The organism is Allorhizobium sp. DMC15 (genome assembly GCF_056314065.1).
On sequence record NZ_JBQUZB010000003.1, the window covers coordinates 107,635 to 131,636 of the forward strand.

Consider the following 24,002-nt stretch of genomic DNA (forward strand, 5'->3'; position numbering starts at 1 on the left):
TTCTTGCGCGTTCGGCATGGCCGTTGTGGTGAGGACCGACCGGCCGGACGGACGACGGAATGAACCCAGCGAAGACCAGACACGGGAACGGTCAACGGACGGCGGGCGTGACATTTGCCGCACGTCTGACCTTCGAGGATATCCGACACCGCTATCACGGAAAAGAAACCATCCGCGGCCTGTCGCTGACGGCAGAGCCGGGTGAGGTGCTGTGTCTGCTGGGTCCATCGGGATCCGGCAAGACGACGCTCTTGCGCATTGCCGCCGGCATTGAAGCGCAGACCAGCGGACGGGTGCTGATCAACGATCGGGAGGTCGCAGGGCCCGCCGGCTTTCTGCCGCCCGAAAAGCGCGGCATCGGCCTGATGTTCCAGGACTTCGCGCTCTTCCCCCATATGAGTGTGCTAGATAATGTCCGCTTCGGTCTGACGGCGCTTCCAGCCAAGGAAGCGATTGCCGAGGCAGGGGTAGCCCTCGAACGGGTGGGGCTGTCGCATTATGCCGACAAATATCCGCATGCGCTTTCGGGCGGCGAGCAGCAGCGTGTTGCGCTCGCGCGGGCTCTCGCTCCGCGCCCCAGCGTTCTCCTCATGGACGAGCCGTTTTCGGGCCTCGATTCGCGGCTGAAGGACACGGTCCGTGCCGATACGCTTGCAATTTTGCGTGAGACCCGCGCGACCGCCGTCGTCGTCACCCATGATGCGGAAGAGGCAATGCGCATGGCCGATCGCATTGCTCTCTTGAAGGATGGCCGCCTGGTCCAGGTCGGCAGCTCCGACGATCTCTACCGGCGTCCGCGCGACATATTCGCTGCGGCGTTCTTCTCCGAGATCAACGAGTTCTCGGGCCGGGTTGCTGGCGGTCGGGTCGAAACCCCCTTGGGCAGCGCCGATTCCGGCGCGATCGCCGAGGGCGCGGATGTCTCCGTGGCGGTTCGGCTCTCCGGTTTGTCGGTCAAGGAGAGCGGCGGAGCAATTCCCGCCCGCATCGTTGCCCGGCGCTTTCTCGGGGTCGTCGAACTGCTTGATCTCGCGGTTCCCGGCACGGAGACACCGGTGCGCGCCCGCATCCGCGCGGACATGTTGTCGCCGGGCATCCGCGACGTGACGATTGCGGTTGAGCCCAAGGACATTTTGGTGTTTGAAAAGCCAACAGAAACCCCCTACATCGGGGAAACGACAATCTAAGGAGTGGCAGGCATGGGTTCGTTTAGCATTTGGCACTGGATCATCGTCTTGGCGATCGTCCTGCTTCTCTTCGGGCGTGGCAAGATCCCCGAACTCATGGGCGACGTGGCCAAGGGCATCAAGAGCTTCAAGAAGGGCATCAGCGACGAGGACGACAATGATGCGCCCTCGACCACCGCTTCGTCGAAGACCGTCGACCACAAGCTCGACGAGACCAAGTAAGCGATCTCTGTCTGACGGATTACGGGTGGCCCTTCGGGCCGCCCGCAGAATTATGGGATAGGCCGCGGGCGTCCGGGAGGACGACACGGCGCGCGGCATCAGGAGCCCGTTGAATGCTGGATATTGGCTGGACCGAGCTGTTGGTGATTGCCGTGATCCTGATCGTGGTGGTTGGTCCGAAAGACCTTCCCCCGATGATCCGCGCTTTCGGCAAGATGACAAAGCGGCTGCGCCAGACGGCCGGTGAATTCCGCGCCCAGTTCGACGAGGCGCTGCGCGAAGCCGAACTCGACGACCTCAAGAATACGGTCAACGATCTCCGGTCGATGAACCCGACCAATTCCATTCGCGAAACACTCAATCCGCTGCGCCAGATGGGACAGGACATCAAGTCCGACCTGCAGAAAGCGTCGCGCGTTGACACGCCGACGCTCGCATCCTCGTCCATGGCTGCCGCAGCCGCAGGCGTGACGCCAACGGAAAACTCCATCCTGCCGGATCTGCCGACCGGTGTGGCCACCGTTCCGCCCGATCTCGCGCCGCCGGTTGCCGCACCTGCGACGGCTGCCGCGCAGAGCGAGCCGGCCTCGACAACCCCCGTACCCGCAGCCGCAGCAAAGCCGCGCAAGCCGGCTGCCAAGAAGGCCGCCGTCGCCGACGTCGCACCACCCGCCACTGCGGCTGCTCCGACCAGCAAGACTCGCAAGCCGAAGGTGGCCGCATCCAAGGCCGTGGTTGCGGCACCCGAAGTATTGCCGGTTCCAGTGAAGCCCAAGGCTGGCAGGGTAAAGGCAGCGTCCACCGAGGCGCCGGCGACTGCCCCGGTCACGCGCAAGCCGCGTCAGAAGAAGAGTGAGGACCGCGCATGAGCGGCGACATCGACGACAAGCCGCAGCCGCTGATCGAGCATCTGATTGAACTGCGCACGCGACTGATCTGGGCGCTCGGCGCCTTTTTCGTGGCCTTTCTCGTCTGCTTCTACTTCGCCAAACCGCTCTTCAACCTGTTGGTGGTTCCCTATAAATGGGCGGTGGCCTGGGCGGGTCTGGATGTTACCAAGGCGGAGCTCATCTATACAGCCCCCCAGGAGTTCTTCTTCACCCAGGTGAAGGTGGCGGCCTTCGGCGCCATGGTCATCGCCTTCCCGGTGATCGCCTCTCAGGTCTACAAGTTCGTCGCGCCAGGTCTCTACAAGAACGAGCGCGCCGCATTCCTGCCGTTTCTGATCGCGTCGCCGGTACTCTTCCTGATTGGCGCCTCGCTCGTCTATTTCTTCTTCACGCCGATGGTGATGTGGTTCTTCCTCGCCATGCAACAGAGCCCGGGCGAGGGGGAGGTTGCGATCTCGCTGTTGCCCAAGGTGTCGGAATATCTGAGCCTGATCATGACGCTGGTCTTCTCTTTCGGCCTCGTGTTTCAGTTGCCGGTGATCACCACGCTTCTGGTGCGGGTCGGCATCCTGGAGAGCCAGTGGCTGGCCGACAAGCGCAAGTACTTCATCGTCGTGGCCTTCATCGTCGCGGCAGTGTTGACGCCGCCTGATCCGCTCTCCCAGATCGGTCTTGCACTGCCGACGATCCTTCTCTACGAGGTGGCTATCTACGCGGCACGACTCGTCGAGCGGAACCGCGCCAAGGCTGAGACCGCCGAGGTGGTATCCACGCAGATGGAGTAGGCGGCAAACCTGCCGCCGAGCCACCGCTTCAACCCATGCCGACATGGGGCCGGACGTGGCCGCCGGCCAGCTCCGATCCCGGTCGAAACACAAGACCTGGAACGACGATGCTCGATATCAAGTGGATCCGTGAAAATCCCGAGGCCCTGGATGCAGCGCTTGCCAAGCGCGGTGCCGAACCGCTGTCCGCATCGTTGATCGCGCTCGACCAGAAGCGCCGGGCCGTTGCCCAGTCGATGCAGGACATGCAGTCGCGCCGCAATTCGGCCTCCAAGGAAATCGGCGCCGCCATGGCGCAGAAGAATAGCGAGTTGGCCGAAAAGCTGAAGGCCGAGGTTGCCTCGCTGAAGGACACCCTGCCGGCCGCCGAAGAGGAAGAGCGTCAGCTCACCGCCGAGCTGAACGATGCCTTGTCGCGCATTCCGAACATCCCGCTCGACGACGTGCCCGTCGGGAAAGACGAGCACGACAACGTCGTCGCCCGGGTCGTTGGCGAAAAGCCGACCTGGAACCACAAGCCGTTCGAACACTACGAGATCGGCGAGAACCTCGGCTACATGGATTTCGAGCGCGCCGCCAAGCTCTCTGGCGCCCGCTTTACCGTGCTGACCAGCCAGCTTGCCCGGCTGGAGCGTGCACTCGGCCAGTTCATGATCGACCTGCACACGTCGGAGCATGGTTACACGGAAGTGTCGTCGCCGCTTCTGGTGCGCGCCGAAGCGCTCTATGGCACCGGAAACCTGCCGAAGTTCGAAGAAGATCTGTTCAAGACCACGGACAGCCGCTACCTCATTCCGACTGCGGAAGTGACGCTGACCAATCTCGTCTCTGGTGAAATCCTCGATCAGGAAAAGCTGCCGCTGCGCTTTACGGCTCTCACCCCGTCCTTCCGCTCGGAGGCAGGTTCTGCCGGCCGCGATACGCGTGGCATGCTGCGCCAGCACCAGTTCTGGAAGTGCGAACTGGTCTCGATCACGGATGCTGAAAGCTCGATCGCCGAACACGAGCGCATGACGGCATGCGCCGAAGAAGTACTGAAGCGCCTCGGCCTGCATTTCCGCACGATGACGCTCTGCACCGGCGATATGGGCTTCGGCTCACGCAAGACCTATGACCTCGAAGTCTGGCTGCCGGGCCAGAACACCTACCGCGAAATTTCGTCCTGCTCGGTCTGCGGCGATTTCCAGGCGCGCCGCATGAATGCCCGCTACCGCAACAAGGAAGAGAAGGGCACGACCTTCGTGCACACGCTCAACGGTTCGGGCACGGCCGTGGGCCGCTGCCTGATCGCGGTGATGGAGAACTATCTCAACGAAGACGGTTCGATCACTGTTCCGGACGTGCTGCTGCCCTACATGGGCGGTCTGAAGAAGATCGAAAAGGCGGCCTGATCAGGCCGCCACCGGAGTGGGCATGCGCATCCTACTGACGAATGACGATGGTATCCATGCTCCAGGGATAGTGGCTCTGGAAAAAATCGCCCGCAGTCTCTCGGATGATGTCTGGGTTGTTGCGCCCGAAACGGACCAGAGCGGCCTTGCCCATTCTCTGACGCTGTCGGAGCCTCTGAGGCTGCGCGAACTCGGCGAGAAGCGATTTGCCCTGCGCGGCACGCCGACCGATTGCGTCATCATGGCGATCCGCAAGGTGCTGGACCGCAAGCCGGATCTGGTGCTGTCGGGTGTCAATGCCGGTGCCAATCTCGCCGACGACGTGACCTATTCCGGAACGGTCGCAGGCGCCATCGAAGGCACGGTGCATGGCATCCGCTCCTTTGCGCTCAGCCAGGCCTATAGTTATGAGGCCGGCGCGCCGATCCCGTGGCATACCGCCGAAGCGCTGGCGCCGGACCTCTTGCGCAAGCTGATGACGGTGGATCTGCCGCCCGGCACCTTCCTCAACCTCAACTTCCCGCATTGTGAACCGGAAGAGGCTGATGGCGTGGAGGTGACGGCCCAAGGGAAGCTCGAATTCGGCCTCTCGGTGGAGGAACGTCAGGATGGACGCGGGCTCCCGTATTTCTGGTTGCGCTTTGGAGACCGCAAGGGCAATTTCCGCGCTGGCACCGATATCCATGCGCTGCGGCATAAGAAAGTTTCGGTCACGCCGCTCAAGCTCGATATGACGGACTACGCCGTACAGGACGTGATCGCCCAGGTGCTGGGCCAGGGAGATCTCGGATGAGGTCGGCGCTTCTCGAACGCGAAGGTTTCGCGGCTCTGGTCCTGCGCCTGCGTGCCGAAGGTGTCACCAATCTCGATCTTCTGACGGCGGTTGAACAGACGCCACGCTCCGCCTTCGTGCCCCCGGAATACGCGGCAAGCGCTTACTCCAGCCGGTCCATCCCGATCGAATGCGGACAGTTCATGGAAGGCGCCGACCTCGCTGTCAGGCTCCTCGGCCAGTTGCAGGTCAAGCCCGGCCACCGTGTTCTGGAAGTCGGGACCGGAAGCGGCTTCATGACCGCAGTCCTTGCCCGCCTTTCCGAGCGCGTGATCTCGATGGAGCGTTACAAGACGTTGATTGCGGGGGCCCAGAGGCGGCTTGAGACGCTGGGCCTGCGCAACGTGATACTGCGCCAGGCCGACGGCGCGAACGGTTTGCCCGGGGAGGGGACCTTCGACCGCATCTTCGCTACCGCCGCCTATCCGGCGATGCCGCGTTTCTATGCCGAACAACTGGTCTCGGGCGGCATGCTTCTGGCGCCGCTGATGGTCGATGAGACCCGCTGCATCATGGTGCGCCTCACCAAGACTGGCAGCCGCTTTGAACGCGAGGACCTCTTTGAGGTTCCGTTCCTGCCGTTGCAGCAGAAGATCGCCCGTCATCTCTGACGAGCGTGTCAAAGTCTCTCTGGCAAGGCCGCTGTGAAGGCACAAGCGCGGTGATGGATCGAAGGCCGGCGAAGGGCCGGGGTCAAGCCGTTCCGCCCGCCACGCAATAGGCAGCATCATCGCCTGTGGCGGCAATGACGAGATGGCCATAGGGTTCGCGCCATTCGCTGTGGGGCCGGGTGTTCGCCGCCAGCTCCACACGGGCCTGCGCCGTTTGTCCATCCTGCCGGAAGCTGATCTCTTCGCCGTTGACGGTGATCCACAAGAGCGGCACCGCGCTTGTGGCGGATATGACGAGCGTCTGATGTCCGTCGCCGGCGCTTTCGACCCTGACGGTGAGTTGCAGGTCCGACGATCCCGCTGCGGGCGCAGGTGTTGGAAGTGCCGGCAATTCCGGCGTCCGCGACGGCGGCTGACGATAGAGGCCGGTTTTCTCGAAAGCGCTGGCATAGGCGAGAAGCGCATTGTCATCCCAGGCGCGCCCCGCAAAAGTGAGGCCCGCCGGCATGCCGATATCCGCAAGCATGCCCATGGGCACCGTCACCGTCGGAATGCCGAGATGGCGGATCGCCAGATTTCCATTCGCGACCCAGACACCATTGCGCCACGCAAGCGCCGCAGAGGCCGGGTTCACGTCGGCATCGGCCGGCCCGATATCGGCCACCGTGGGGAAAATCACTGCATCGAGCCTGCGCGCCGCCATCCAATCATCTAGGTCAATACGCCTTGTTTCTTCAAGTCCCTTCAGGCCAGCTTCGAGCTCGGGAATATCGGTGAATGATGAGATCGGGTTGTCCCGCGCATAGGCTGGGTATTGGGGGAGAAAGTCGTCAAACCCGTCGTAGCGATCGGGCAGGCTGCCCTTCGGCGGCGGGAAGATGAGGGCAGGATCGACACCCGCCAGACCCGGGATTGCCGGATCACCGTTCGCTTTGAGGAAATCGTCCCAGGCCCAGGCGGAAAGATCGAAAAGCTCGCGGCGCAGATAGTCCGGGCTGATCAGGCCGCGCGTGGCGATCGTTGTGGCGCCGGGCCGGTCGCCCTCGTAATTCGTGATCACGGGGAAATCCGTCACCACGATCTCGGCGCCGGCGGCTTCGAGCGCTGCACAGGCTGCCTTGCATAGCGCCACCATGGAATCGCGCGTTTCGATGCGCTGGCCGGTCGGGCCGCCGATTCCGGTGCTACCAAGCGTGCCGGCGTCCTCATCGGAATTGATATACATGGCCGGCAGGCCGAAGCGCTTTCCGGCAAGCGATGCGGTCTCAGCCAGCGCCGAGTAGGAATGCGGTCGCACCTCCGAGGCCTTGGGGATCGTCACCCAGGTCTGGCGGCGCCAGAGATCGCCGCGCGTCTCGGGATCGTCGGCCACGATTGCATCGAGCAGTTCCAGGAGGTCGGCCATGCTGCGACAATGCGGCACGACGACATCCATGGTGGGAACGAGCGGCCAGTTCCCGCGCACGGAAATGACGCCGCGGCTCGGCGTATAGGCGCAGAGCCCGTTATTGGCAGCCGGCGCGCGTCCGCTCGACCAGGTCTCCTCGCCGAGGCCAAAGGCGGCAAAGCTTGCGGCCGTCGCCGTGCCCGAACCGTTCGAGGAGCCGGAGGCGAAGGCGGCCGTCAGCCAGTCGGCGTTGTAGGGCGATTCCGCCCGGCCATAGACGCCACGCTGCATGCCGCCATTGGCCATGGGCGGCATGTTGGTCAAGCCGATCAGCACTGCGCCGGCGGCCCTGAGCCGGGCAATCGCAAAGGCGTCGTCTTGCGCGATGAGGTTGGCGAAGGCCGGAGAGCCGGAGGCCACGCTCAAGCCTTTCACCTTGTAACTGTCCTTGGCCGTATAGGGGATGCCGTCGAGCGGCCCGAGGCTTTTTCCTTCGCGGCGCCTGAGGTCCGAGGCGCGGGCCTCGGCAAACATGTCCGGGTTCAGAACCGGCACAGCGTTGAGCGTGATCCCCTGCCGGTCATAGAGGGCGATGCGGTTCAGATAGGCCGCGACCAGCCCGGTGCTCGTGACACGTCCGTCTTCGAGCGCCGCGCGCAGGTCGGCAATCGTGGCCTCGACAAGCTTCATTTCTTTGCTCCACAACGATGGGAAAACTCCGCCTGAAGCGGCGGACGCAAGACCTTGGCGAGAGGTTCAGCACGAATCCTGTGCCCGTTCAAGACCTTGCGACCGCAGGCGCTGCGGCCCGAGGGCGTCGACGATATCCGTGGGTTGTCATGCGCTTCAGCGATCGAGAATGATCAGTCTTCCTGCGAATTTTATATGCGTATCGCCGAATTCGTTCACAACGAATCCGTCGGGTTAACTGACCGGTAATACTAACGCGCTTTAATGAACCCACTTCAATTTGTGTCATATGTGGGTCGAGTCATGCGTAAAAGTGTATCGCCAAAAGCTGGACTGCCGGTCGTTCGCGTATGCGGCGCAATGGTTCTGGTGGGCGCCCTTGCCGGCTGCAGCTCTGATGCTTCGCGCTTCACCTCGGTCTTCTCCACGGACAATCTGACGACGGCCTCCATCCCGCGGGGACGGTCTCCTCTGCGCGAACAGCCTCCGGTTCCGGCCGAAAACATCGGCGGTGGTGGTGTGTACGGTCAGCAGCAGGCGATGGCTCAGCCGATGCCTGCACCGACTTACCAGCAGAACACCTATCAGCCGGCAGCCGCCCGCACCGCAAGCACTCCGGCGGCCGTTCAGCGCGCCGAGTTGTCCGCGCCTTCGGGCATGGCTGCACCCGCATCCAGCAACAATTCAGAGCGCGCCCAGGCCTTGGCGCAGCCTTTCCCGTCGATGCCGGCAGACAACGGTGGCAATACCGTCGCCCTCGGCGCGCCGCCGCAGAATCTGGCAGAGCCGAGCGTCACCGGATCGACCCCGAAGAAGGGGCAGTGGTCCACGGCCAATGCCACCCGCATCACCTTGCGTCCGGGCGAAACGATCGGCACGCTCGCCAATCGCTATGGCGTGCCTGAGCGCGAAATCCTCAAGGCCAACGGCCTGACCCATTCTTCCGATGCCGCAACGGGACAGTTGGTGGTGATTCCGGCCCTTGCCGGTGGCAATGCCGCCCGCGCGGCAGCCGACGCCAACGGCATCCCGGATGGCGGCAAGCCGGGTCTTCCCGACGGCCAGCAGCAGAACGTGGCCGTTCTGCCCACCGTGCCGGGCGCTCGCGACAAGCAGCAGGCTTCCGCGCCTGCGGCAGCTGGAAAGACCGCAGCCGGAGCTGGCGCTGGTACCTATGTCGTCAAGCCGGGTGATTCCATCGCCCGTATCGCCCAGCAACATGGCGTCAGCGCTGCCGAGCTGAAGAAGGCGAACGGCCTGACAACCGGCGTGATCCGCATCGGTCAGACCCTCAATCTGCCCCCGAAGGCCAGCCAGGCAGCTGCCGTGACCCCGGTTGCCGCCGATCCTGTCAAGACCGCTTCGGTCCCTGCCGCCAATCAGCCGGCCGAATACAAGGCGCCGGCCGCCACCAAGTCCGTCTCGGAAGTCGCATCCGTGGATCCGGAATCCTCGGCTCCGCAGGCGACGGGGATCGGCAAGTATCGTTGGCCGGCCCGTGGTGCGGTTATCGCCAACTTCGGTTCGAACATCGACGGCAAGCGGTCTGACGGCATCGCGATCTCGGTTCCGACCGGGACGCCGATCAAGGCGGCCGAAAACGGTGTCGTCATCTATGCCGGCAACGGCCTGAAGGAACTCGGCAACACGGTTCTGATCCGTCACGACGACGGCAAGGTCACGGTCTACGGCCATGCCGACAGCCTGTCTGTCCAGCGCGGTCAAAAGGTTCAGCGTGGCCAGACCATCGCCACCTCGGGCATGAGCGGCAATGTTTCCCGCCCGATGCTGCACTTCGAAGTCCGCAAGGATGCGGCTCCGGTCAATCCGATCACTTATCTGGAATAGGTTTTGCGTACCAGATAATGGCAAAAGGCCCGGCATAGTCCGGGCCTTTTCTCGTTTCCGTCAGGCGATGTCGGTGGAAATCCGCAGGCGCCCCGCGAGATCCTGGATGTACTGCCAGGCGACACGGCCGGATCGCCCGCCGCGTGTGGTCGCCCATTCAAGCGCTTCGTGGTGCAATTGCGCCTGGGGCAGGGGCAGCTTGAAATGGGCGGCATAGCCGTCGATCATCGTGAGGTAATCGTCCTGGCTGCATTTGTGGAAGCCGAGCCACAGTCCGAAACGATCCGACAGCGAAACCTTTTCTTCCACCGCCTCAGACGGATTGATAGCCGTCGACTGCTCGTTTTCCATCATGTGGCGCGGCAGAAGGTGGCGGCGGTTGGAGGTGGCATAGAACAGCACATTGTCCGGCCGTCCCTCGATACCGCCGTCGAGCGCCGCCTTCAGCGATTTGTACGCCGTGTCGTCATGGTCGAAGGAAAGGTCGTCGCAGAACACCAGGATACGGTAGGGTGCGGCCTTCAGGATCTCGAGAAGTCCCGGCAGCGAGGCGATGTCTTCGCGGTGAACTTCGACGAGTTTCAGGGCAGCGCCGGTTGTCGCGCGAATGTCGGCATGGACGGCCTTGACCAGCGAAGACTTGCCCATGCCGCGGGCGCCCCAGAGCAGAACATTGTTGGCCGGAAAGCCTTCGGCAAAGCGCAGCGTGTTGTCATGCAGGATGTCACGCACATGGTCGACGCCGCGGATCAGGCCGAGCGCCACGCGGTTCGGGCGCTTGACGGGTTGCAGGTGCTGGCGTCCGGCGTTCCAGACGAAGCAGTCCGCCGCCTCCCAGTCGTTCGCCACGGGGGCGGGGCCTGCGAGCCGTTCCATCGCATCGGCAAGCCGCGTTACTTCGGCGAGTAGCGCCGCCATCATTTGATCAGCCATCATGTCCTCCAAGCGCCCGCAACTGCGGACTTGTGCCTGTCGGATCACGCGGTATCACGAGCATTTGCACACAGAAAGTGTGAGGGCCGGGAAAATGGTACGCTCCGGCGCTGTTTCTGTTGCATTCATAGGCCCGGTCACTATATTCCGGCGACCTGAACGGGGGGTGCCAGACAGGCGCCAGCACTTGGCTTCATAGGAGTTCTACATGTTTATCACGCCAGCCTTTGCCCAGGACGCGACCGGTGCGACGGGCGCCATGGGGTCCGGTTTCGAGATGCTTCTGCTTTTCGCGCCGTTGATGGTGGTCTGGTACTTCTTCCTGATCCGTCCGCAGCGCGCGCAGATGAAGAAGCGTGAGGAAACGCTGTCTAGCATCCGTCGTGGCGACCAGGTCATCATGGGTGGCGGTATCGTTGCCAAGGTGACCAAGGTGGTCGACGACAAGGAACTGGAAGTCGAAATCGCCGATGGCGTCAAGGTTCGCGTTCTTCGCCAGTATGTCGCCGAAGTCCGCGTCAAGGGCGAACCGGTCAAGACCGAAACAGCAGCCTGATCTTCCCCGCTTGGGCCGGCCCTGCGCCGGCCTTTGCTCTTTTTCCGCCTATTTTCCGAGAGTTCCATGCTTCACATTTCCCGCTGGAAGACTGCGTTCATCTGGTTGACCGTTCTGGTCAGCATTCTGGTTGCCATACCGAATGTCTTTTCGGACGAGACGCTGAAGTCCTTCCCGTCCTGGCTGCCGACCAACAAGGTCACGCTCGGCCTCGACCTGCAGGGCGGCTCGCATATCATGCTGAAGCTGGAACGCGCCGACATCGTCAAGGAACGGTTGGAAACCATCGTTGGCGACGTCCGCACGCAATTGCGTGATGCCAATATCCGCTACACGGGTCTGTCCGGCGTCGGTCAGCAGATCCAGGTCCGCATCTCGGATGCCGACAAGGTTGCGGCTGCCATCGAGGCCCTGCGCTCCCTGACCGATCCGGTCAGCGTCGGCGGGCTCACCGGAGGCTCCGTCACCGAAGTGACGCTGGAACAGGCCGAAGACGGTCTGCTGCGTCTGACCCTGACCGATCCCGGCATCGACTATCGCGTGTCCTCCGCGCTGACGCAATCGATGGAAGTCGTCCGCCGCCGCGTCGACGAACTCGGCACCACAGAACCGCTGATCCAGCGCCAAGGCGAAGACCGCATTATCGTGCAGGTCCCGGGTCTGACCGATCCGCAGCGCCTCAAGGCCCTGCTCAACCAGACCGCCAAGCTTTCTTTCCGGATGGTCGACACCTCCATGCCGGTCACGGAGGCGATCAACACACGACCCCCGGCCCAGTCGGAAATCCTCTATTCGACCGATGATCCCGCCGTGCCTTATCTCGTCGAGAAGCGTGCGCTGGTCTCGGGCGAAAACCTCGTGGATGCCCAGGCCTCTTTCGACCAGCGCTCGAACGAGCCCGTGGTCAGCTTCCGCTTCGACAGCCGGGGAGCCCAGCGCTTCGCCCAGGCGACCCAGCAGAATGTCGGTCGTCCCTTCGCGATCATCCTCGATGATCAGGTGATCTCGGCCCCCGTGATCCGCGAGCCCATCCTTGGCGGTTCGGGTCAGATTTCCGGCAATTTCTCCGTAGAAGGCGCAAACGACCTCGCCGTCTTGTTGCGCGCCGGCGCGCTGCCGGCCACGCTGACGGTCGTCGAAGAGCGCACCGTGGGTCCCGGCCTCGGCCAGGATTCGATCAATGCCGGCGTCACCGCCAGCATTCTCGGCGCGCTCGCCGTCGTCGCCTACATGATGATCTTCTATGGCACCTTCGGCTTGATGGCGAATATTGCGCTGACCGCCAACATCATCATGATCATGGCGGCACTGACGCTGATCGGCTCGACGCTCACGCTGCCGGGTATCGCCGGTATCGTGCTCACCATGGGTATGGCGGTCGACTCCAACGTTCTGATCTACGAGCGTATTCGTGAAGAGGCGCGCAATGGCCGCTCCCTCATCCAGTCGATCGACATCGGCTTCAAGAAGGCCTTCGCCACGATCGTCGACGCCAACCTGACGACGCTGATTGCAGCGGTTGTTCTCTTCTTCCTCGGCTCCGGTCCGGTCCGTGGTTTTGCCGTGACGCTGTCGATCGGTATCGTCACGACGGTCTTCACCGCCTTCACCATGACCTTCTGGCTCATGGCGCACTGGTACCGTTGGAAGCGCCCGAAATTCATCCCGAAGAGCGTTCGCACGGGGTTCTTCGACAACCGCAACATCCGATTCATGGCCATGCGCAAGTTCAACTTCGGCGCGGCCATGCTCATCTCCATCGCGTCCGTCATCGGCTTCTTCACCGTCGGCATGAACCTCGGCATCGACTTCAAGGGCGGCTCGATCATCGAGGTAAAGGCACGCGAAGGGGCTGCAGATCTCTCCGACATCCGCGAGCGGCTGAGCCAGTTGAACCTCGGCGAGATCCAGGCCCAGGGCTTCGGAGACGAAAGCAGCGCGCTGATTCGTTTGCAGGCGCAGGAAGGTGGCGAGAATGCCGAACAATCTGCACTTGCCAAGGTCCGGGGCGAACTCGAAGCGGAGTATGACTTCCGCCGCGTCGAAGTCGTCGGCCCCTCGGTTTCGAGCGACTTGACCTACACCGCGACACTGGGTGTGGCCGTGGCCCTACTCGGTATCCTGATCTACATCTGGTTCCGCTTCGAATGGCAGTTTGCGCTCGGCGCAATCATCGCCACCCTGCACGACGTGATCTTCACGCTCGGCCTCTTCGTGCTGACCGGTTTCGAGTTCAACCTGACCAGCATCGCGGCTATCCTCACGATCATCGGTTATTCGCTGAACGACACCGTCGTCGTTTATGACCGCATGCGTGAAAACCTCAGGCGCTACAAGAAGATGCCGCTCGATGTTCTCATCGACGAATCGATCAACCAGACGCTGTCGCGTACCGTTCTGACGGCGGGTTCGACCTTCCTGGCGCTGCTGGCACTGTATGTATTCGGCGGCGAGGTCATTGCCTCCTTCACATTCGCCATGCTCGCCGGTGTCGTCATCGGCACCTTCTCGTCGATCTATATCGCCGGGCCGGTCCTGATCGCCTTCAAGCTTCGGCCCGAAACCTTCCAGAAGGACGACGAGCCGGAAGCCGGCAAGGCCACCGCCAAGGCCGGGGCATAAGCCATGGTCTTTGGCTTCGGAGACAAGGGCATCGTCAAGCGCGATGCCCATTTCCCCGGCAGGCCGGTGATCGATTCCTATGGCAATGGTGGTTTCCGCTTTGCCGACATGTCCCATCGCGGCTCACTCCTTCTGCTGCCGTCCGGCGTCTATGGATGGGAGCAGACGGAAGAAGAACCATTGACGGTCGCGTCTTTCGAACGCGTGTTTGCCGAGACGGGGATCGAGTTCCTGATTATAGGCACGGGGCGTCAGCTGCGGCTGATCGAGCCCGATGTCAGGTCGGCGTTGAAGGCAAGAGGCATTGCCAGCGATCCCATGGGAACCGGCGCGGCCTTGCGCACGTATAACATCATGCTGGCCGAAGAACGGCCGGTCGCTGCGGCCCTCATTGCCGTCTGAATCAGATCTCGAAAGGTAGCCCGTGAGCGCGACGAAGCCGGACAATGAGGCATTGTGCCTCGCAGCCCTGCGTGATTTCGACCGCGACCGGTATCTCGCCGGCCTACTCACACCGGCCCAACAGCGTGCGTCCGTCGTGGCGCTTTACGCCTACAATGCCGAGCTGGCGCGGGTCCGCGATCTCGTGCGCGAACCCCTGCCCGGCGAGGTACGCCTGCAATACTGGCGGGACCTGCTCGAAGGGTCGGCGCACGGCGACACGGCGGCCAATCCGGTCGCTGCCGAGCTCCTGCGTGCTGTGCGCACGCATGATTTGCCGGTCGCCGCACTCGTCGCCATGGCCGATTCCCGCATCTTCGATCTCTACGACGATCCGATGGAAACGACGCAGATGTTCGAAGGATATGCCGGAGAGACATCTTCGGCGCTGATTCAGCTGGCTGCGCTGGTCCTTGACCGCAAGGCCGCGGAAGGTGCGTTCGACATCGTCGGCCATGCCGGTGTGGCGCTGGCGGTGGCCGGCAGCCTGCTTTTGTTGCCTGTTCACCGTGCCCGCGGCCAGGTCTATCTGCCGTTGACGATCCTGTCGGCAGCCGGTCTCGAGCGAGATTTATTTCTCGATGACGGTGATCCTGCGCGGTTGAAGGCTGCGGTGGAGGCATTTGCCGGCTACGGTCTGGACCATCTCCGCCAGGCGCGGGCGGCAGGGACCATTCCGAAAAGCATCCTGCCGGCCTTCCTCCCCGTTGCGCTTGCGGAAGGCGTCCTGAAGCGTGCGGCGAGAAATGGCGCCGCAGCTCTGGCAGGGGAGGTCCGGGCGCCGCAATGGCGTCGCCAACTGGCGATGATGCGATTGCTGGCGACAGGGCGCCTTTGAGCCCGGCGGAGACGGCTGCCGACGCCACGTTCGCGCAAGGCTGACGGTTTAAGCGGGGAACGATCTGAACTGCGACGTTGGAGCCGCGAGCCGATTATGCTGACCTGGGGTATCGTACTGGCGCTTGTCGGCGTCCTTGCCTATTTCTCCTCCCGCATGGCGCGCCAGCAGGACGCCGAGGGTCTGCAGGACATGGGCCTGGCGATCATGGAGTTCGGCCGGGCCTTTCCGCAGGAGGCGATCCGCAGCCTGCATGCCACGGTGGACGGCAAGGCGGTCTTCGTGCGCCTGCACGACAACAAGGCCGGCTTCATGCGCAATATGCGCAGTCATTATGCCTGCCATCTCATCGAGCCCGGCACCGTGCGCGTGCGCGACCTCGGCAACGGCAAGAGCTTTGCGGTCGAGTTCCTCGAGGCACCTTTCCACAACGGCGAATTCCGCTTTGCGACTGCGCAGGAGGCTGCTGAAGTGTCTCTCTGGCTGCTCGGAAACTATGTCAGCCCGGCCGACCGCGAGGCTGAAGCTTTGCCGAGCGCCTGAGGCACCCGGCAAAGCTGGGCAGGTTCAGGCGCGGCCGAGCCACACCTTGCATTCGTCCAGCGCGCGCGCTGCGATCAGCTGTCGCTTCATGATTGTCTTGTCCTTGCCGCGGAAGCGCTTGACGCCTTCCGGCTTGACGATCGAACCCGGCTCGAGCTCCGGGAAGAGCCCGAAATTGATGTTCATCGGCTGGAAGGAGCGCTTGCCCGGTTCCTCGTCGGAAACGATGTGACCGCCGGTGATGTGGTTGAGCAGTGAACCGAGCGCGGTGGTTGCCGGCGGAATGCTGGGTGTCTCGCCCTTGCGCTGCGCTGCTGCGAAGCGGCCGGCCAGCAGCCCAATCGAGGCGCTTTCCACATACCCCTCGCAGCCGGTGATCTGGCCGGCAAAGCGCAGGCCCGGACGGGCCTTCAGCTGTAGGCTCTGGTCGAGCAGGGTCGGGGAGTGGATATAGGTATTGCGATGCAGGCCGCCGAGACGGGCGAATTCGGCATTTTCCAGGCCCGGGATCATCCGGAAGATTTCCGCCTGGGCGCCATAGCGCAGCTTGGTCTGAAAGCCGACCATGTTGTAGAGCGTACCGAGCGCATTGTCCTGGCGCAGCTGTACGACGGCATAGGGCTTGACGGTCGGATTGTGGGCATTGGTCAGGCCCATGGGCTTCATCGGCCCGTGGCGCAGCGTCTCGCGGCCGCGCTCGGCCATGACCTCGATCGGCAGGCAGCCGTCGAAATAGGGCGTGCCTTCCCATTCCTTGAAGCCGACGGCGTCGCCAGCAATCAGAGCATCGACGAAAGCGTTGTACTGCGCCTCATCGAGCGGGCAGTTGATATAGTCCTTGCCGGTTCCGCCAGGGCCCACCTTGTCATATCGCGACTGGTACCAGCAGATGTCCATGTTGATGCTGTCGGTGTGCACGATCGGCGCGATAGCGTCGAAGAAGGCGAGCGCATCCTTGCCCGTCCGCTCGCGGATCGCCTCGGCAAGGGCCGGCGAGGTGAGGGGGCCGGTTGCGATGATCGCGAGATCCCAATCCTCCGGCGGCAGACCGGTGATTTCTTCGCGCACGACCGTGATCAGTGGATGGGCCTTAATCTCGGCCGTCACGGCCTCGGAAAAACCGTCGCGGTCGACGGCGAGCGCGCCACCGGCCGGCACCTGATGTTTGTCGGCACAGGCCATGATCAGCGAATTCGCGAGCCGCATCTCGGCATGGATCACGCCGACGGCATTGGACGTCGCATCATCCGAGCGGAAGGAATTGGAGCAGACAAGCTCGGCAAGGCCGTCGGTCTTGTGTGCATCGGTTCCGCGCACGCCGCGCATCTCGTGCAGGATGACCGGGACGCCGGCCTGCGCGACCTGCCAGGCGGCTTCGGAGCCTGCAAGGCCACCGCCGATGATGTGAATCGGGGAGAAGGAGCTGTTCGTCATGGGCGGCTCCATATCACGGCTTCACGCGCGAGGTCCATCGGTTGCGGAGGATGGCGGAGGCGCTTGCGATCACATTCGTGACGCCAGAATCAAAAACGGCACCAGGCGGTGCCGTTTGACAGGCTGCTTCACGCAAGATCCGATTAACGGAAGGAGCGTGCAGCGATGTTGCGGATTTCGTAGCGGGTGATGCCGATGTCGTTGAGGGTCTGAGAGGACAGGTTGCCCAGTTCAGCCATCGTGCGGCGGTAGCTCATCCAGTTCTTGGCAATGCGGATCGGGTTCATGGTCGTTTCCTCGTTTAATCTCTTGGCTGATCTTGCGGTGTTTTCCGCATCAGCGATTGACCTTCTTATACGCCCGTAAAACAAGATTGTGCAGTGCAAATAATATGCGACTGCTATGCATTTGTGCATGGTGTTGCTGCGATATGTGGCAAAGCTTGGGTGGTGATGAAAAATGAGCCATTCGAGCAAACCTGCGGAAAAACGCAGAAAAGCCCGCAATCGCGGGCTTTTCGGAGCGCTTCGGACGTGTGATCGGAGGCGATCAGACCGGTTTGACGAGAATATGCTTTTTCTTGCCGAGAGAGAGCTTGATCACTCCCTCATCAGTCAATTGTGCACTGCCAACAGCCATGCGTTCATCGGAGACACCGGCGTCGTTGATCTTCACCGCGCCGCCCTGCACATGACGACGGGCTTCGCCGTTGGAGGCGGCAAGGCCAGCCTTGACGATCAGGGCGAGCAGGCCGATGCCCGCTTCGAGTTCCGAAGAGGCGATTTCGACTGTGGGCAGGTTGGCGGAAAGCGCGCCTTCCTCGAAGGTCTTGCGTGCCGTTTCGGCGGCGTCTTCTGCCGCCTGACGGCCATGCAGGATCGCGGTGATCTCGGTGGCGAGGATCTTCTTCGCCTCATTGATCTCCGAGCCGCCGAGGCTTGCGAGCTTCTTGATCTCGTCCAACGGCATGGTCGTGTAGAGCTTCAGGAAGCGCTCGACGTCCGCATCTTCGGTGTTGCGCCAGTACTGCCAGAAGTCATAGGCCGAGAGCATGTCGGCATTCAGCCACACGGCACCGTTGACCGATTTGCCCATCTTGGCGCCGGACGACGTCGTGAGCAGCGGCGAGGTCAGCGCATAGAGCTGCGGCGTGCCCATGCGGTGGCCGAGATCGATGCCGTTGATGATGTTGCCCCACTGATCCGAGCCGCCCATCTGCAACCGGCAACCGTAGCGCTGGTTGAGCTCCACGAAGTCGTAGGCCTGCAGGATCATGTAGTTGAATTCGAGGAAGGACAGCGACTGTTCGCGATCGAGCCGTGTCTTCACGCTGTCGAAGGACAGCATGCGGTTGACCGAGAAATGACGGCCGACATCGCGCAGGAATTCGAGGTAGTTCAGGCCACGCAGCCATTCGGCATTGTTGATCATCAGCGCGCCGCCCTTGGGGCCTGCCTCGTAGTTCAGGTAGTTCGAGAAGCAGCGCTTGATCGAGGCAATGTTCTCCTCGATCGTGTCGACGGTCATCAGCTTGCGGGCTTCTTCCTTGAAGGAGGGGTCACCCACCATGCCCGTGCCGCCGCCCATCAGCGAGATCGGCTGGTGGCCGGTCGCCTGGAACCAGTGCAGCATCATGATCTGGATGAGGCCGCCGGCATGCAACGAAGGTGCCGTCGGATCGAAGCCGATATAGGCCGTCACGCTTTCCTTGGCGAGCAGGTCGTCGAGGCCGGTTTCATCGGAAATCTGATGAATGAAGCCGCGCTCGTGCATGGTGCGGAGGAAATCGGACTTGAACTTCGTCATGACGCTGTTGCTTTCGGGTTCTCTGGTCTTTCGGTGGTATTTTTGGAAATCCGCGCGGGCTTTAGCATTGTTTTTTGAATTGTGCACCCGTCTCGGTCATGAATGTCCTCCAACACAGGCGTTCGAATCGGGTGACATATGGCGGAAATCAGGACGGTGATCGGGCTGATGAGCGGAACCTCGATGGACGGCATCGATGTCGCTCTGGTCCGCACCGATGGCGAGGCCATCGTCGAGCGTGGAGCGTTCTTGTCGGTTCCCTATGAGCCCGCCTTCCGCGATCGACTGAAGCAGGCGCTGGATGATGCGAAAGCCATCAAGCAACGCGACGAGCGGCCGGGCAACCTCTCACCTATGGAAAGGGACCTGACTCTACGTCATGCCGAAGCTGTCGCGCTTTTCCTGCGGCAGCAGCAGCTCAAGCCTGAGCAAATCGACCTGATTGGTTTCCACGGCCAGACGGTGCTGCACAGGCCGGATCAGGCGCTGACCGTCCAACTCGGCGATGGGCCGCTGCTGGCGACCGAAACCGGCATCGACGTGGTCTATGACATGCGCGCCAACGACATGGTCTATGGCGGGCAGGGCGCCCCACTGGTCCCGGTCTATCATCAGGCGCTTGCTCAGCAGATCCCGGCAGCGGACTGGCCGGTCTGCTTCGTCAACATCGGCGGCATCTCGAACCTGACCTTCCTGGACCGCGATGGCACGATCATTGGCTTCGACAGCGGACCGGGCAACACATTGATCGACCAGTGGGTCGAGGCCCATGCCGGCATTCCCTACGACGACGGCGGCCGCATCGCGTCGGAAGGCTCGGTCGTCATGGCACTCGCCGAACGTTATCTCGACAATCCCTTCTTCACCGCAAAGACCCGCCGCTCGCTCGATCGCAACGACTTCCGTCCGCCCGAGGGACATGAAGCCGAACTGTCGGACGGCGCCCGCACGCTCGCTTACGTCTCCGCAGCAGCGATCCTGAGATCGGCAGCTCATTTGCCGACCGCGCCGAAGACCTATGTGATTTGCGGTGGTGGCCGTTTGAACCGGACGATCATGGCCGATCTGGTGCGCCTCGCGGGTGAAAATGGCGCAACAGTGTTGACCGCCGAGCAGGCCGGCTTTGATGGCGATGCTATGGAAGCGGAAGCCTGGGCCTATCTCGCCGTGCGTTCGCTCCATGGGCTACCTTTGACATTCCCGGGAACGACGGGCGTTCGGGAGCCGGTGCTGGGCGGCGTCTTGGTGAGAGCAGGGACGGGGCTCAAAGGCTGATATTCAACGGACGGGTTCGCCTTTGGCGACATCCTGCTTCGCAAAGGCGAGCCCGTCGCGCAATCCGACTTCATAGGCGTGGCGGATGCCAGCGGCGTCTCCGACGGCGAATTTGCTCACCGGGATGTCTTCGCTCGGGCCGACCACGACGCGATTTTCGGCGGCGGGCGGTTTGCGGCCAAAACGTGTGGTCAGAAGCAGCGTCTTCCAGCCCTTGTTTTCAACTTCCGTGAGCTTCATCAGTGGCGGGTTATCGACTAGCCCGCCATCGAGATAGGCGCGGCCTCTGACACGGCCCACCGGCATGAAAGGCGGCACCGAGGATGTGGCCATCAGCGCGTCAACGAGTTCGCCGGGATAGTCGCAATTGTGTGTCGAGAACCAGGTGGGCCGCAGCTTCATCCGCAGGCCCGCCTTGGAATGGCTACCATCGGTCAGGAGCTTCTCGATCTGATAGGCGCCGATCGAGCCGAGTGCGGCGAGCGCGCCGGGCATCCAGTCGGGCAGGCCGGAGAGCTGGATCAGCATGGGTGGGGCGGCCTTCAGGGCATTCAGTTCCTCATCGCCGAATTCACTCGCGAGCAACTGCCGAAAGAGCGAACCGACGACCAGCGGCGATTCCCGCCGCTTGAGTGCCCGCCAGTCGACTCCGCGCTGGCCCTTTTCGGCAAAGGCGAAGGCCGAGGCGCGCACCCGGTCGCCCACGCCCGCGAGAAACATGGCGCCATGATAGGCTCCCGCGGAGACGGAGACGTAGAAGCGCGGATTGAGGAGTTGGTGCTCGCTATAGGCTTTCAGAAACCCGCTCTGCCAGTAGCAGCGGTTTCCACCGCCTGCGAGGCCGACGGCGTCGAATGAAGAGTCTGAGGTCATTGAAAATCACGCGTTGAAAAAGAGGATACGCGTCAGTCGCGCCGGAGGAGAGCAAGGGCCTCTGCTTCCCGGCCTTTGCCACGTTCGGCCATTTCCAGGAATAGACGATGCGCATCGTGTTGCATGACCATCTCGGCCGCCATGTCGGATAACAGGCGTTCGGGGCTGACACCCTTTTCAGCCGCAATCACGTCCACTTTTTCGTGGACATCAGAACTCAACTCTACGGTCAGTGCATTCATTCTGAAAGCCTCCTCGCGGCTGTCTCTGGAGTTTCGATCTTGATGTGAGGAAACTTCAGCTCTGCCCGCTCGAAATCGCGAATGTTCGATGTGACGAGTATATGCGCATTGGCCGAGATTGCCAATTCGAGCAGGTGGTTGTCACCCTCATCGGCCAGATTGGGACGCCATTTGAAATGGGCGGTGCGCCAATGGCAACGTGAAAGGAAGATTTCCAGAAGTGCCATGCGCTCGTGCGCATTCAGCCGGGCGTGAGGGAAAGGCGCGGTTCTGGATAAGACGTCACGGTATTCCATCAGCAACGGACCGGACATGAAGGGGACGAAGCGTCCGTCAAAACACGCCTCGATCACCTTCGAGGCAGGACCCTGGCCGATACAAGCGCTGACGAGAACGTTTGTATCGGCCACGATCCGGATCATGTTACCGGATCCGCTTGGCGGCGGGTTCGGGGACCAGTTCGCCTTCGAGGCGACGGTCGAGATAGTCTTCACATTCACCCATCAGTGTTTCCACCTGGCCGTTGAAGAAGTGGTTGGCGCCCGGCACCGTCTTGTGGGTGATCAGAATGCCCTTTTGCGTCTTCAGCTTGTCGACCAGGCCCTGGACGTCCTTCTCAGGCGCCACCTTGTCGCCGTCGCCATGAATGATCAGGCCAGACGAGGGGCATGGGGCGAGGAAGGAGAAGTCGTAGATGTTCGGCTGCGGCGCAATCGACATGAAGCCTTCGATCTCCGGGCGGCGCATCAGAAGCTGCATGCCGATCCAGGCGCCGAAGGAATAGCCGGCAACCCAGCAGCTCTTCGAATCCGGATGCAGGCTCTGCACCCAGTCGAGCGCGGAAGCGGCATCCGACAATTCGCCTGCACCATGGTCGAACTCGCCCTGGCTGCGGCCGATGCCGCGGAAGTTGAAGCGGAGCGTGGTGAAGCCGCGCTTCTGGAACATGTAGAACAGCTGGTAGACGATCTGGTTATTCATCGTTCCGCCGAACTGCGGATGCGGATGAAGGATGATCGCGATGGGTGCGCTCTTTTCCTTGGAGGGCTGATAACGGCCTTCGAGGCGACCCGCCGGGCCGTTGAAAATCACTTCGGGCATTAGGTTCCGGTCCCTGACATTTTTGCGGTTCGTCAACACCAAATTAGAAAGCTGACTTGACGAAGTCAGTCAGCTTTTCTAGAACGAAGTTTAGAACCGTTCGAAACTGGATGGCACTGCATCCGGGGTGAAGGTGTCATAAGGCAAGCCCGGCGGACATTTCAAGGAAAATGCGCCGCCGCATGTGAGGGAGCCGAAAGCCAGGATGGCCGCTGAGCGCATCTATCTCGACTGGAACGCCACCGCGCCGCTTTTGGCTGCGGCGCGCGATGCCATGCTCGATGCGCTGACCATGCCCGGCAACCCGTCCTCCGTCCATGCCGAGGGCCGTGCAGCCCGTGCCGTCGTCGAGCGGGCGCGGCGCGAGGTGGCGCATCTCGTCGGAGCCGAGCCGGCGCATGTGACTTTTACCGCAAGCGCAACCGAAGCCGCCAATCAGGTGCTGTCGCCGGTCTATCGCATGGGCAAGTCACGTGTCTCTCTCGGGCGTCTTTATGTGTCGGCCATCGAGCACCCGGCCGTAAGGGCCGGGGGGCGCTTCGCTTCGGATAAAGTGACGGAACTGCCGGTCACCCGCTCGGGGGTGCTCGATCTCGATGCGCTTTCAGCGCAGCTTTCGGCACATGATGTCGCAGATGGCCTGCCGCTGGTCGCGGTGATGCTGGTCAACAACGAGACCGGCATCATCCAGCCAATCCAGGCGATCTCTGCCATCGTAAAGAAGTTCGGTGGGCTCTTGGTCGTGGATGCCGTTCAGGCGGCAGGACGCATTCCTTTGTCGATCGCCGAGCTTGGTGCCGATTTCCTCATTCTCTCGGCCCACAAACTGGGTGGTCCGAAGGGTGTCGGTGCACTGGTATCGCGCGGCGAGACTTTGATGCCGGAACCTCTGGTGCGCGGCGGTGGTCAGGAAAAGGGGCATCGCGCCGGCACGGAAAACCTCGCTGCGATCGCCGGCTTTGGGGCCGCTGCGCGCGAAATGGCGGCGGACTCGGCCGAGCGGAATGCGCAGATCTCCGCGCTCCGGGACCGGGCGGAGAAGGCCATGCTATCGGCGGCACCCGACACCGTGATCTACGGACGGGGTGAAGCGCGTGTCGGCAATACGAGCTTCTTCCACCTGCCGGGGCTCAAGGCGGAGACCGGGCAGATCGCCTTTGATCTCGAAGGCGTGGCTTTGTCGGCCGGTGCGGCCTGCTCGTCGGGCAAGGTCGGCGCGAGCCATGTGCTGACCGCCATGGGCGAGGACGCCGCAACCGGAGCGCTGCGTCTGTCGATCGGCCCGGCAACGACGGGAAGCGATATCGATCGCTTCGTCGCGGCCTTCACAAAGATCGCCGCCCGCCGCAAACCGGCGGGGCAGGCCGCATAAAGCGGCGAAAAAACAAGCCAGATGATCGTTTTTCCCTTGCCAAAAGGGGTGAAATGATGGTCCGGGGATCTTAGATATGGCGGGACACCGCCCAACGTTAACAAGCTGCCGGAATTTGGCCCG

General features: G+C 62.5%; 24 protein-coding genes. 15 read left to right on the forward strand and 9 right to left on the reverse strand.

What is annotated here, in order from left to right:
* The first annotated feature begins 59 nt into the window (after positions 1–59).
* From ACT53S_RS14750 to ACT53S_RS14780, 7 genes are all read left to right on the forward strand, one after another.
* Entirely contained in the window at positions 60–1,187 is a 1,128-nt protein-coding gene (locus ACT53S_RS14750) for an ABC transporter ATP-binding protein (RefSeq protein ID WP_113377365.1), read from the forward strand.
* A gap of 12 nt (positions 1,188–1,199) precedes the next feature.
* On the forward strand, positions 1,200–1,409 hold the full coding sequence (locus ACT53S_RS14755) for a twin-arginine translocase TatA/TatE family subunit (RefSeq protein ID WP_113377366.1): 210 nt from the start codon (positions 1,200–1,202) through the stop codon (positions 1,407–1,409).
* Positions 1,410–1,522: 113 nt separating this feature from the next.
* Entirely contained in the window at positions 1,523–2,278 is a 756-nt protein-coding gene (gene tatB / locus ACT53S_RS14760) for a Sec-independent protein translocase protein TatB (RefSeq protein WP_476067558.1), read from the forward strand.
* On the forward strand, positions 2,275–3,084 hold the full coding sequence (gene tatC, locus ACT53S_RS14765) for a twin-arginine translocase subunit TatC (protein WP_476067559.1): 810 nt from the start codon (positions 2,275–2,277) through the stop codon (positions 3,082–3,084). Before tatB ends, tatC begins: the two co-directional genes overlap by 4 nt.
* 107 nt (positions 3,085–3,191) lie before the next feature.
* The gene (serS, locus tag ACT53S_RS14770; RefSeq protein WP_476067560.1) at positions 3,192–4,475 is read left to right on the forward strand and encodes a serine--tRNA ligase; all 1,284 of its coding nucleotides are present in this window, start codon (positions 3,192–3,194) and stop codon (positions 4,473–4,475) included.
* Between the two features lie 22 nt (positions 4,476–4,497).
* A complete protein-coding gene (gene surE, locus ACT53S_RS14775; RefSeq protein WP_113377370.1) occupies positions 4,498–5,268 on the forward strand; it encodes a 5'/3'-nucleotidase SurE in 771 nt (256 codons plus the stop codon).
* The gene (locus tag ACT53S_RS14780) at positions 5,265–5,918 is read left to right on the forward strand and encodes a protein-L-isoaspartate(D-aspartate) O-methyltransferase (RefSeq protein WP_142069294.1); all 654 of its coding nucleotides are present in this window, start codon (positions 5,265–5,267) and stop codon (positions 5,916–5,918) included. Before surE ends, ACT53S_RS14780 begins: the two co-directional genes overlap by 4 nt.
* Positions 5,919–6,000: 82 nt before the next feature.
* Here ACT53S_RS14780 and ACT53S_RS14785 read toward each other — a convergent pair whose 3' ends face one another.
* Positions 6,001–7,995, reverse strand: coding sequence for an amidase (locus tag ACT53S_RS14785; RefSeq protein WP_476067561.1), 1,995 nt, complete (start codon positions 7,993–7,995; stop codon positions 6,001–6,003).
* A 303-nt stretch (positions 7,996–8,298) separates the two neighbouring features.
* Here ACT53S_RS14785 and ACT53S_RS14790 point away from each other — a divergent pair, with 303 nt between their 5' ends.
* Positions 8,299–9,843 (forward strand): peptidoglycan DD-metalloendopeptidase family protein, encoded by a 1,545-nt coding sequence (locus ACT53S_RS14790; protein ID WP_476067562.1) that lies wholly within the window; start codon positions 8,299–8,301, stop codon positions 9,841–9,843.
* Positions 9,844–9,903: 60 nt separating this feature from the next.
* On the opposite strand, the gene ACT53S_RS14795 is transcribed toward ACT53S_RS14790, so the two are convergent.
* Entirely contained in the window at positions 9,904–10,776 is an 873-nt protein-coding gene (locus ACT53S_RS14795) for an ATP-binding protein (RefSeq protein ID WP_476067563.1), read from the reverse strand.
* A 208-nt stretch (positions 10,777–10,984) separates the two neighbouring features.
* Between ACT53S_RS14795 and yajC the strand changes: the two genes are divergently transcribed.
* The 5 genes from yajC (at position 10,985) to ACT53S_RS14820 (ending at position 15,776) form a co-directional block, all read left to right on the forward strand.
* Positions 10,985–11,332 carry a preprotein translocase subunit YajC gene (yajC, locus tag ACT53S_RS14800; protein WP_113377375.1) on the forward strand — a complete coding sequence of 116 codons (348 nt, stop codon included), beginning with the start codon at positions 10,985–10,987 and terminating at the stop codon, positions 11,330–11,332.
* Positions 11,333–11,398: 66 nt separating this feature from the next.
* The gene (gene secDF / locus ACT53S_RS14805) at positions 11,399–13,954 is read left to right on the forward strand and encodes a protein translocase subunit SecDF (RefSeq protein WP_113377376.1); all 2,556 of its coding nucleotides are present in this window, start codon (positions 11,399–11,401) and stop codon (positions 13,952–13,954) included.
* Positions 13,955–13,957: 3 nt separating this feature from the next.
* On the forward strand, positions 13,958–14,356 hold the full coding sequence (locus ACT53S_RS14810; protein ID WP_113377377.1) for an Mth938-like domain-containing protein: 399 nt from the start codon (positions 13,958–13,960) through the stop codon (positions 14,354–14,356).
* A 22-nt stretch (positions 14,357–14,378) separates the two neighbouring features.
* Positions 14,379–15,233 (forward strand): phytoene/squalene synthase family protein, encoded by an 855-nt coding sequence (locus tag ACT53S_RS14815; protein ID WP_476067564.1) that lies wholly within the window; start codon positions 14,379–14,381, stop codon positions 15,231–15,233.
* 96 nt (positions 15,234–15,329) lie between these two features.
* Positions 15,330–15,776: a hypothetical protein gene (locus ACT53S_RS14820; protein WP_113377379.1), complete on the forward strand. Its 447-nt coding sequence runs from the start codon at positions 15,330–15,332 to the stop codon at positions 15,774–15,776.
* 24 nt (positions 15,777–15,800) lie between these two features.
* On the opposite strand, the gene trmFO is transcribed toward ACT53S_RS14820, so the two are convergent.
* From trmFO to tyrS, 3 genes are all read right to left on the reverse strand, one after another.
* Positions 15,801–17,210, reverse strand: a complete 1,410-nt coding sequence (gene trmFO / locus ACT53S_RS14825; protein WP_476067565.1) for a methylenetetrahydrofolate--tRNA-(uracil(54)-C(5))-methyltransferase (FADH(2)-oxidizing) TrmFO — start codon at positions 17,208–17,210, stop codon at positions 15,801–15,803.
* 143 nt (positions 17,211–17,353) lie between these two features.
* A complete protein-coding gene (locus tag ACT53S_RS14830; RefSeq protein WP_113377381.1) occupies positions 17,354–17,497 on the reverse strand; it encodes a DUF1127 domain-containing protein in 144 nt (47 codons plus the stop codon).
* A gap of 262 nt (positions 17,498–17,759) precedes the next feature.
* Positions 17,760–19,016 carry a tyrosine--tRNA ligase gene (tyrS, locus tag ACT53S_RS14835; RefSeq protein WP_476067566.1) on the reverse strand — a complete coding sequence of 419 codons (1,257 nt, stop codon included), beginning with the start codon at positions 19,014–19,016 and terminating at the stop codon, positions 17,760–17,762.
* A gap of 138 nt (positions 19,017–19,154) precedes the next feature.
* On the opposite strand from tyrS, the gene ACT53S_RS14840 reads away from it, so the two are divergent.
* Positions 19,155–20,291, forward strand: a complete 1,137-nt coding sequence (locus tag ACT53S_RS14840) for an anhydro-N-acetylmuramic acid kinase (protein ID WP_476067567.1) — start codon at positions 19,155–19,157, stop codon at positions 20,289–20,291.
* Positions 20,292–20,294: 3 nt separating this feature from the next.
* Here the strand turns inward: ACT53S_RS14840 and ACT53S_RS14845 are convergent, their stop codons facing one another.
* The 4 genes from ACT53S_RS14845 to ACT53S_RS14860 are packed head-to-tail and all read right to left on the reverse strand — an operon-like array spanning position 20,295 to position 22,507.
* Complete coding sequence (locus ACT53S_RS14845; protein WP_476067568.1) at positions 20,295–21,164, reverse strand: patatin-like phospholipase family protein; 870 nt, start codon at positions 21,162–21,164, stop codon at positions 20,295–20,297.
* Positions 21,165–21,196: 32 nt separating this feature from the next.
* A complete protein-coding gene (locus ACT53S_RS14850) occupies positions 21,197–21,406 on the reverse strand; it encodes a hypothetical protein (RefSeq protein ID WP_476067569.1) in 210 nt (69 codons plus the stop codon).
* Positions 21,403–21,828, reverse strand: coding sequence for a putative toxin-antitoxin system toxin component, PIN family (locus ACT53S_RS14855; RefSeq protein WP_476067570.1), 426 nt, complete (start codon positions 21,826–21,828; stop codon positions 21,403–21,405). The genes ACT53S_RS14850 and ACT53S_RS14855 overlap by 4 nt, the downstream gene beginning before the upstream one ends.
* A 1-nt stretch (position 21,829) precedes the next feature.
* Positions 21,830–22,507: an alpha/beta hydrolase gene (locus ACT53S_RS14860; protein ID WP_062283253.1), complete on the reverse strand. Its 678-nt coding sequence runs from the start codon at positions 22,505–22,507 to the stop codon at positions 21,830–21,832.
* Positions 22,508–22,712: 205 nt separating this feature from the next.
* Between ACT53S_RS14860 and ACT53S_RS14865 the strand changes: the two genes are divergently transcribed.
* Positions 22,713–23,879: a cysteine desulfurase family protein gene (locus ACT53S_RS14865; RefSeq protein WP_142069274.1), complete on the forward strand. Its 1,167-nt coding sequence runs from the start codon at positions 22,713–22,715 to the stop codon at positions 23,877–23,879.
* Positions 23,880–24,002: the final 123 nt, after the last annotated feature.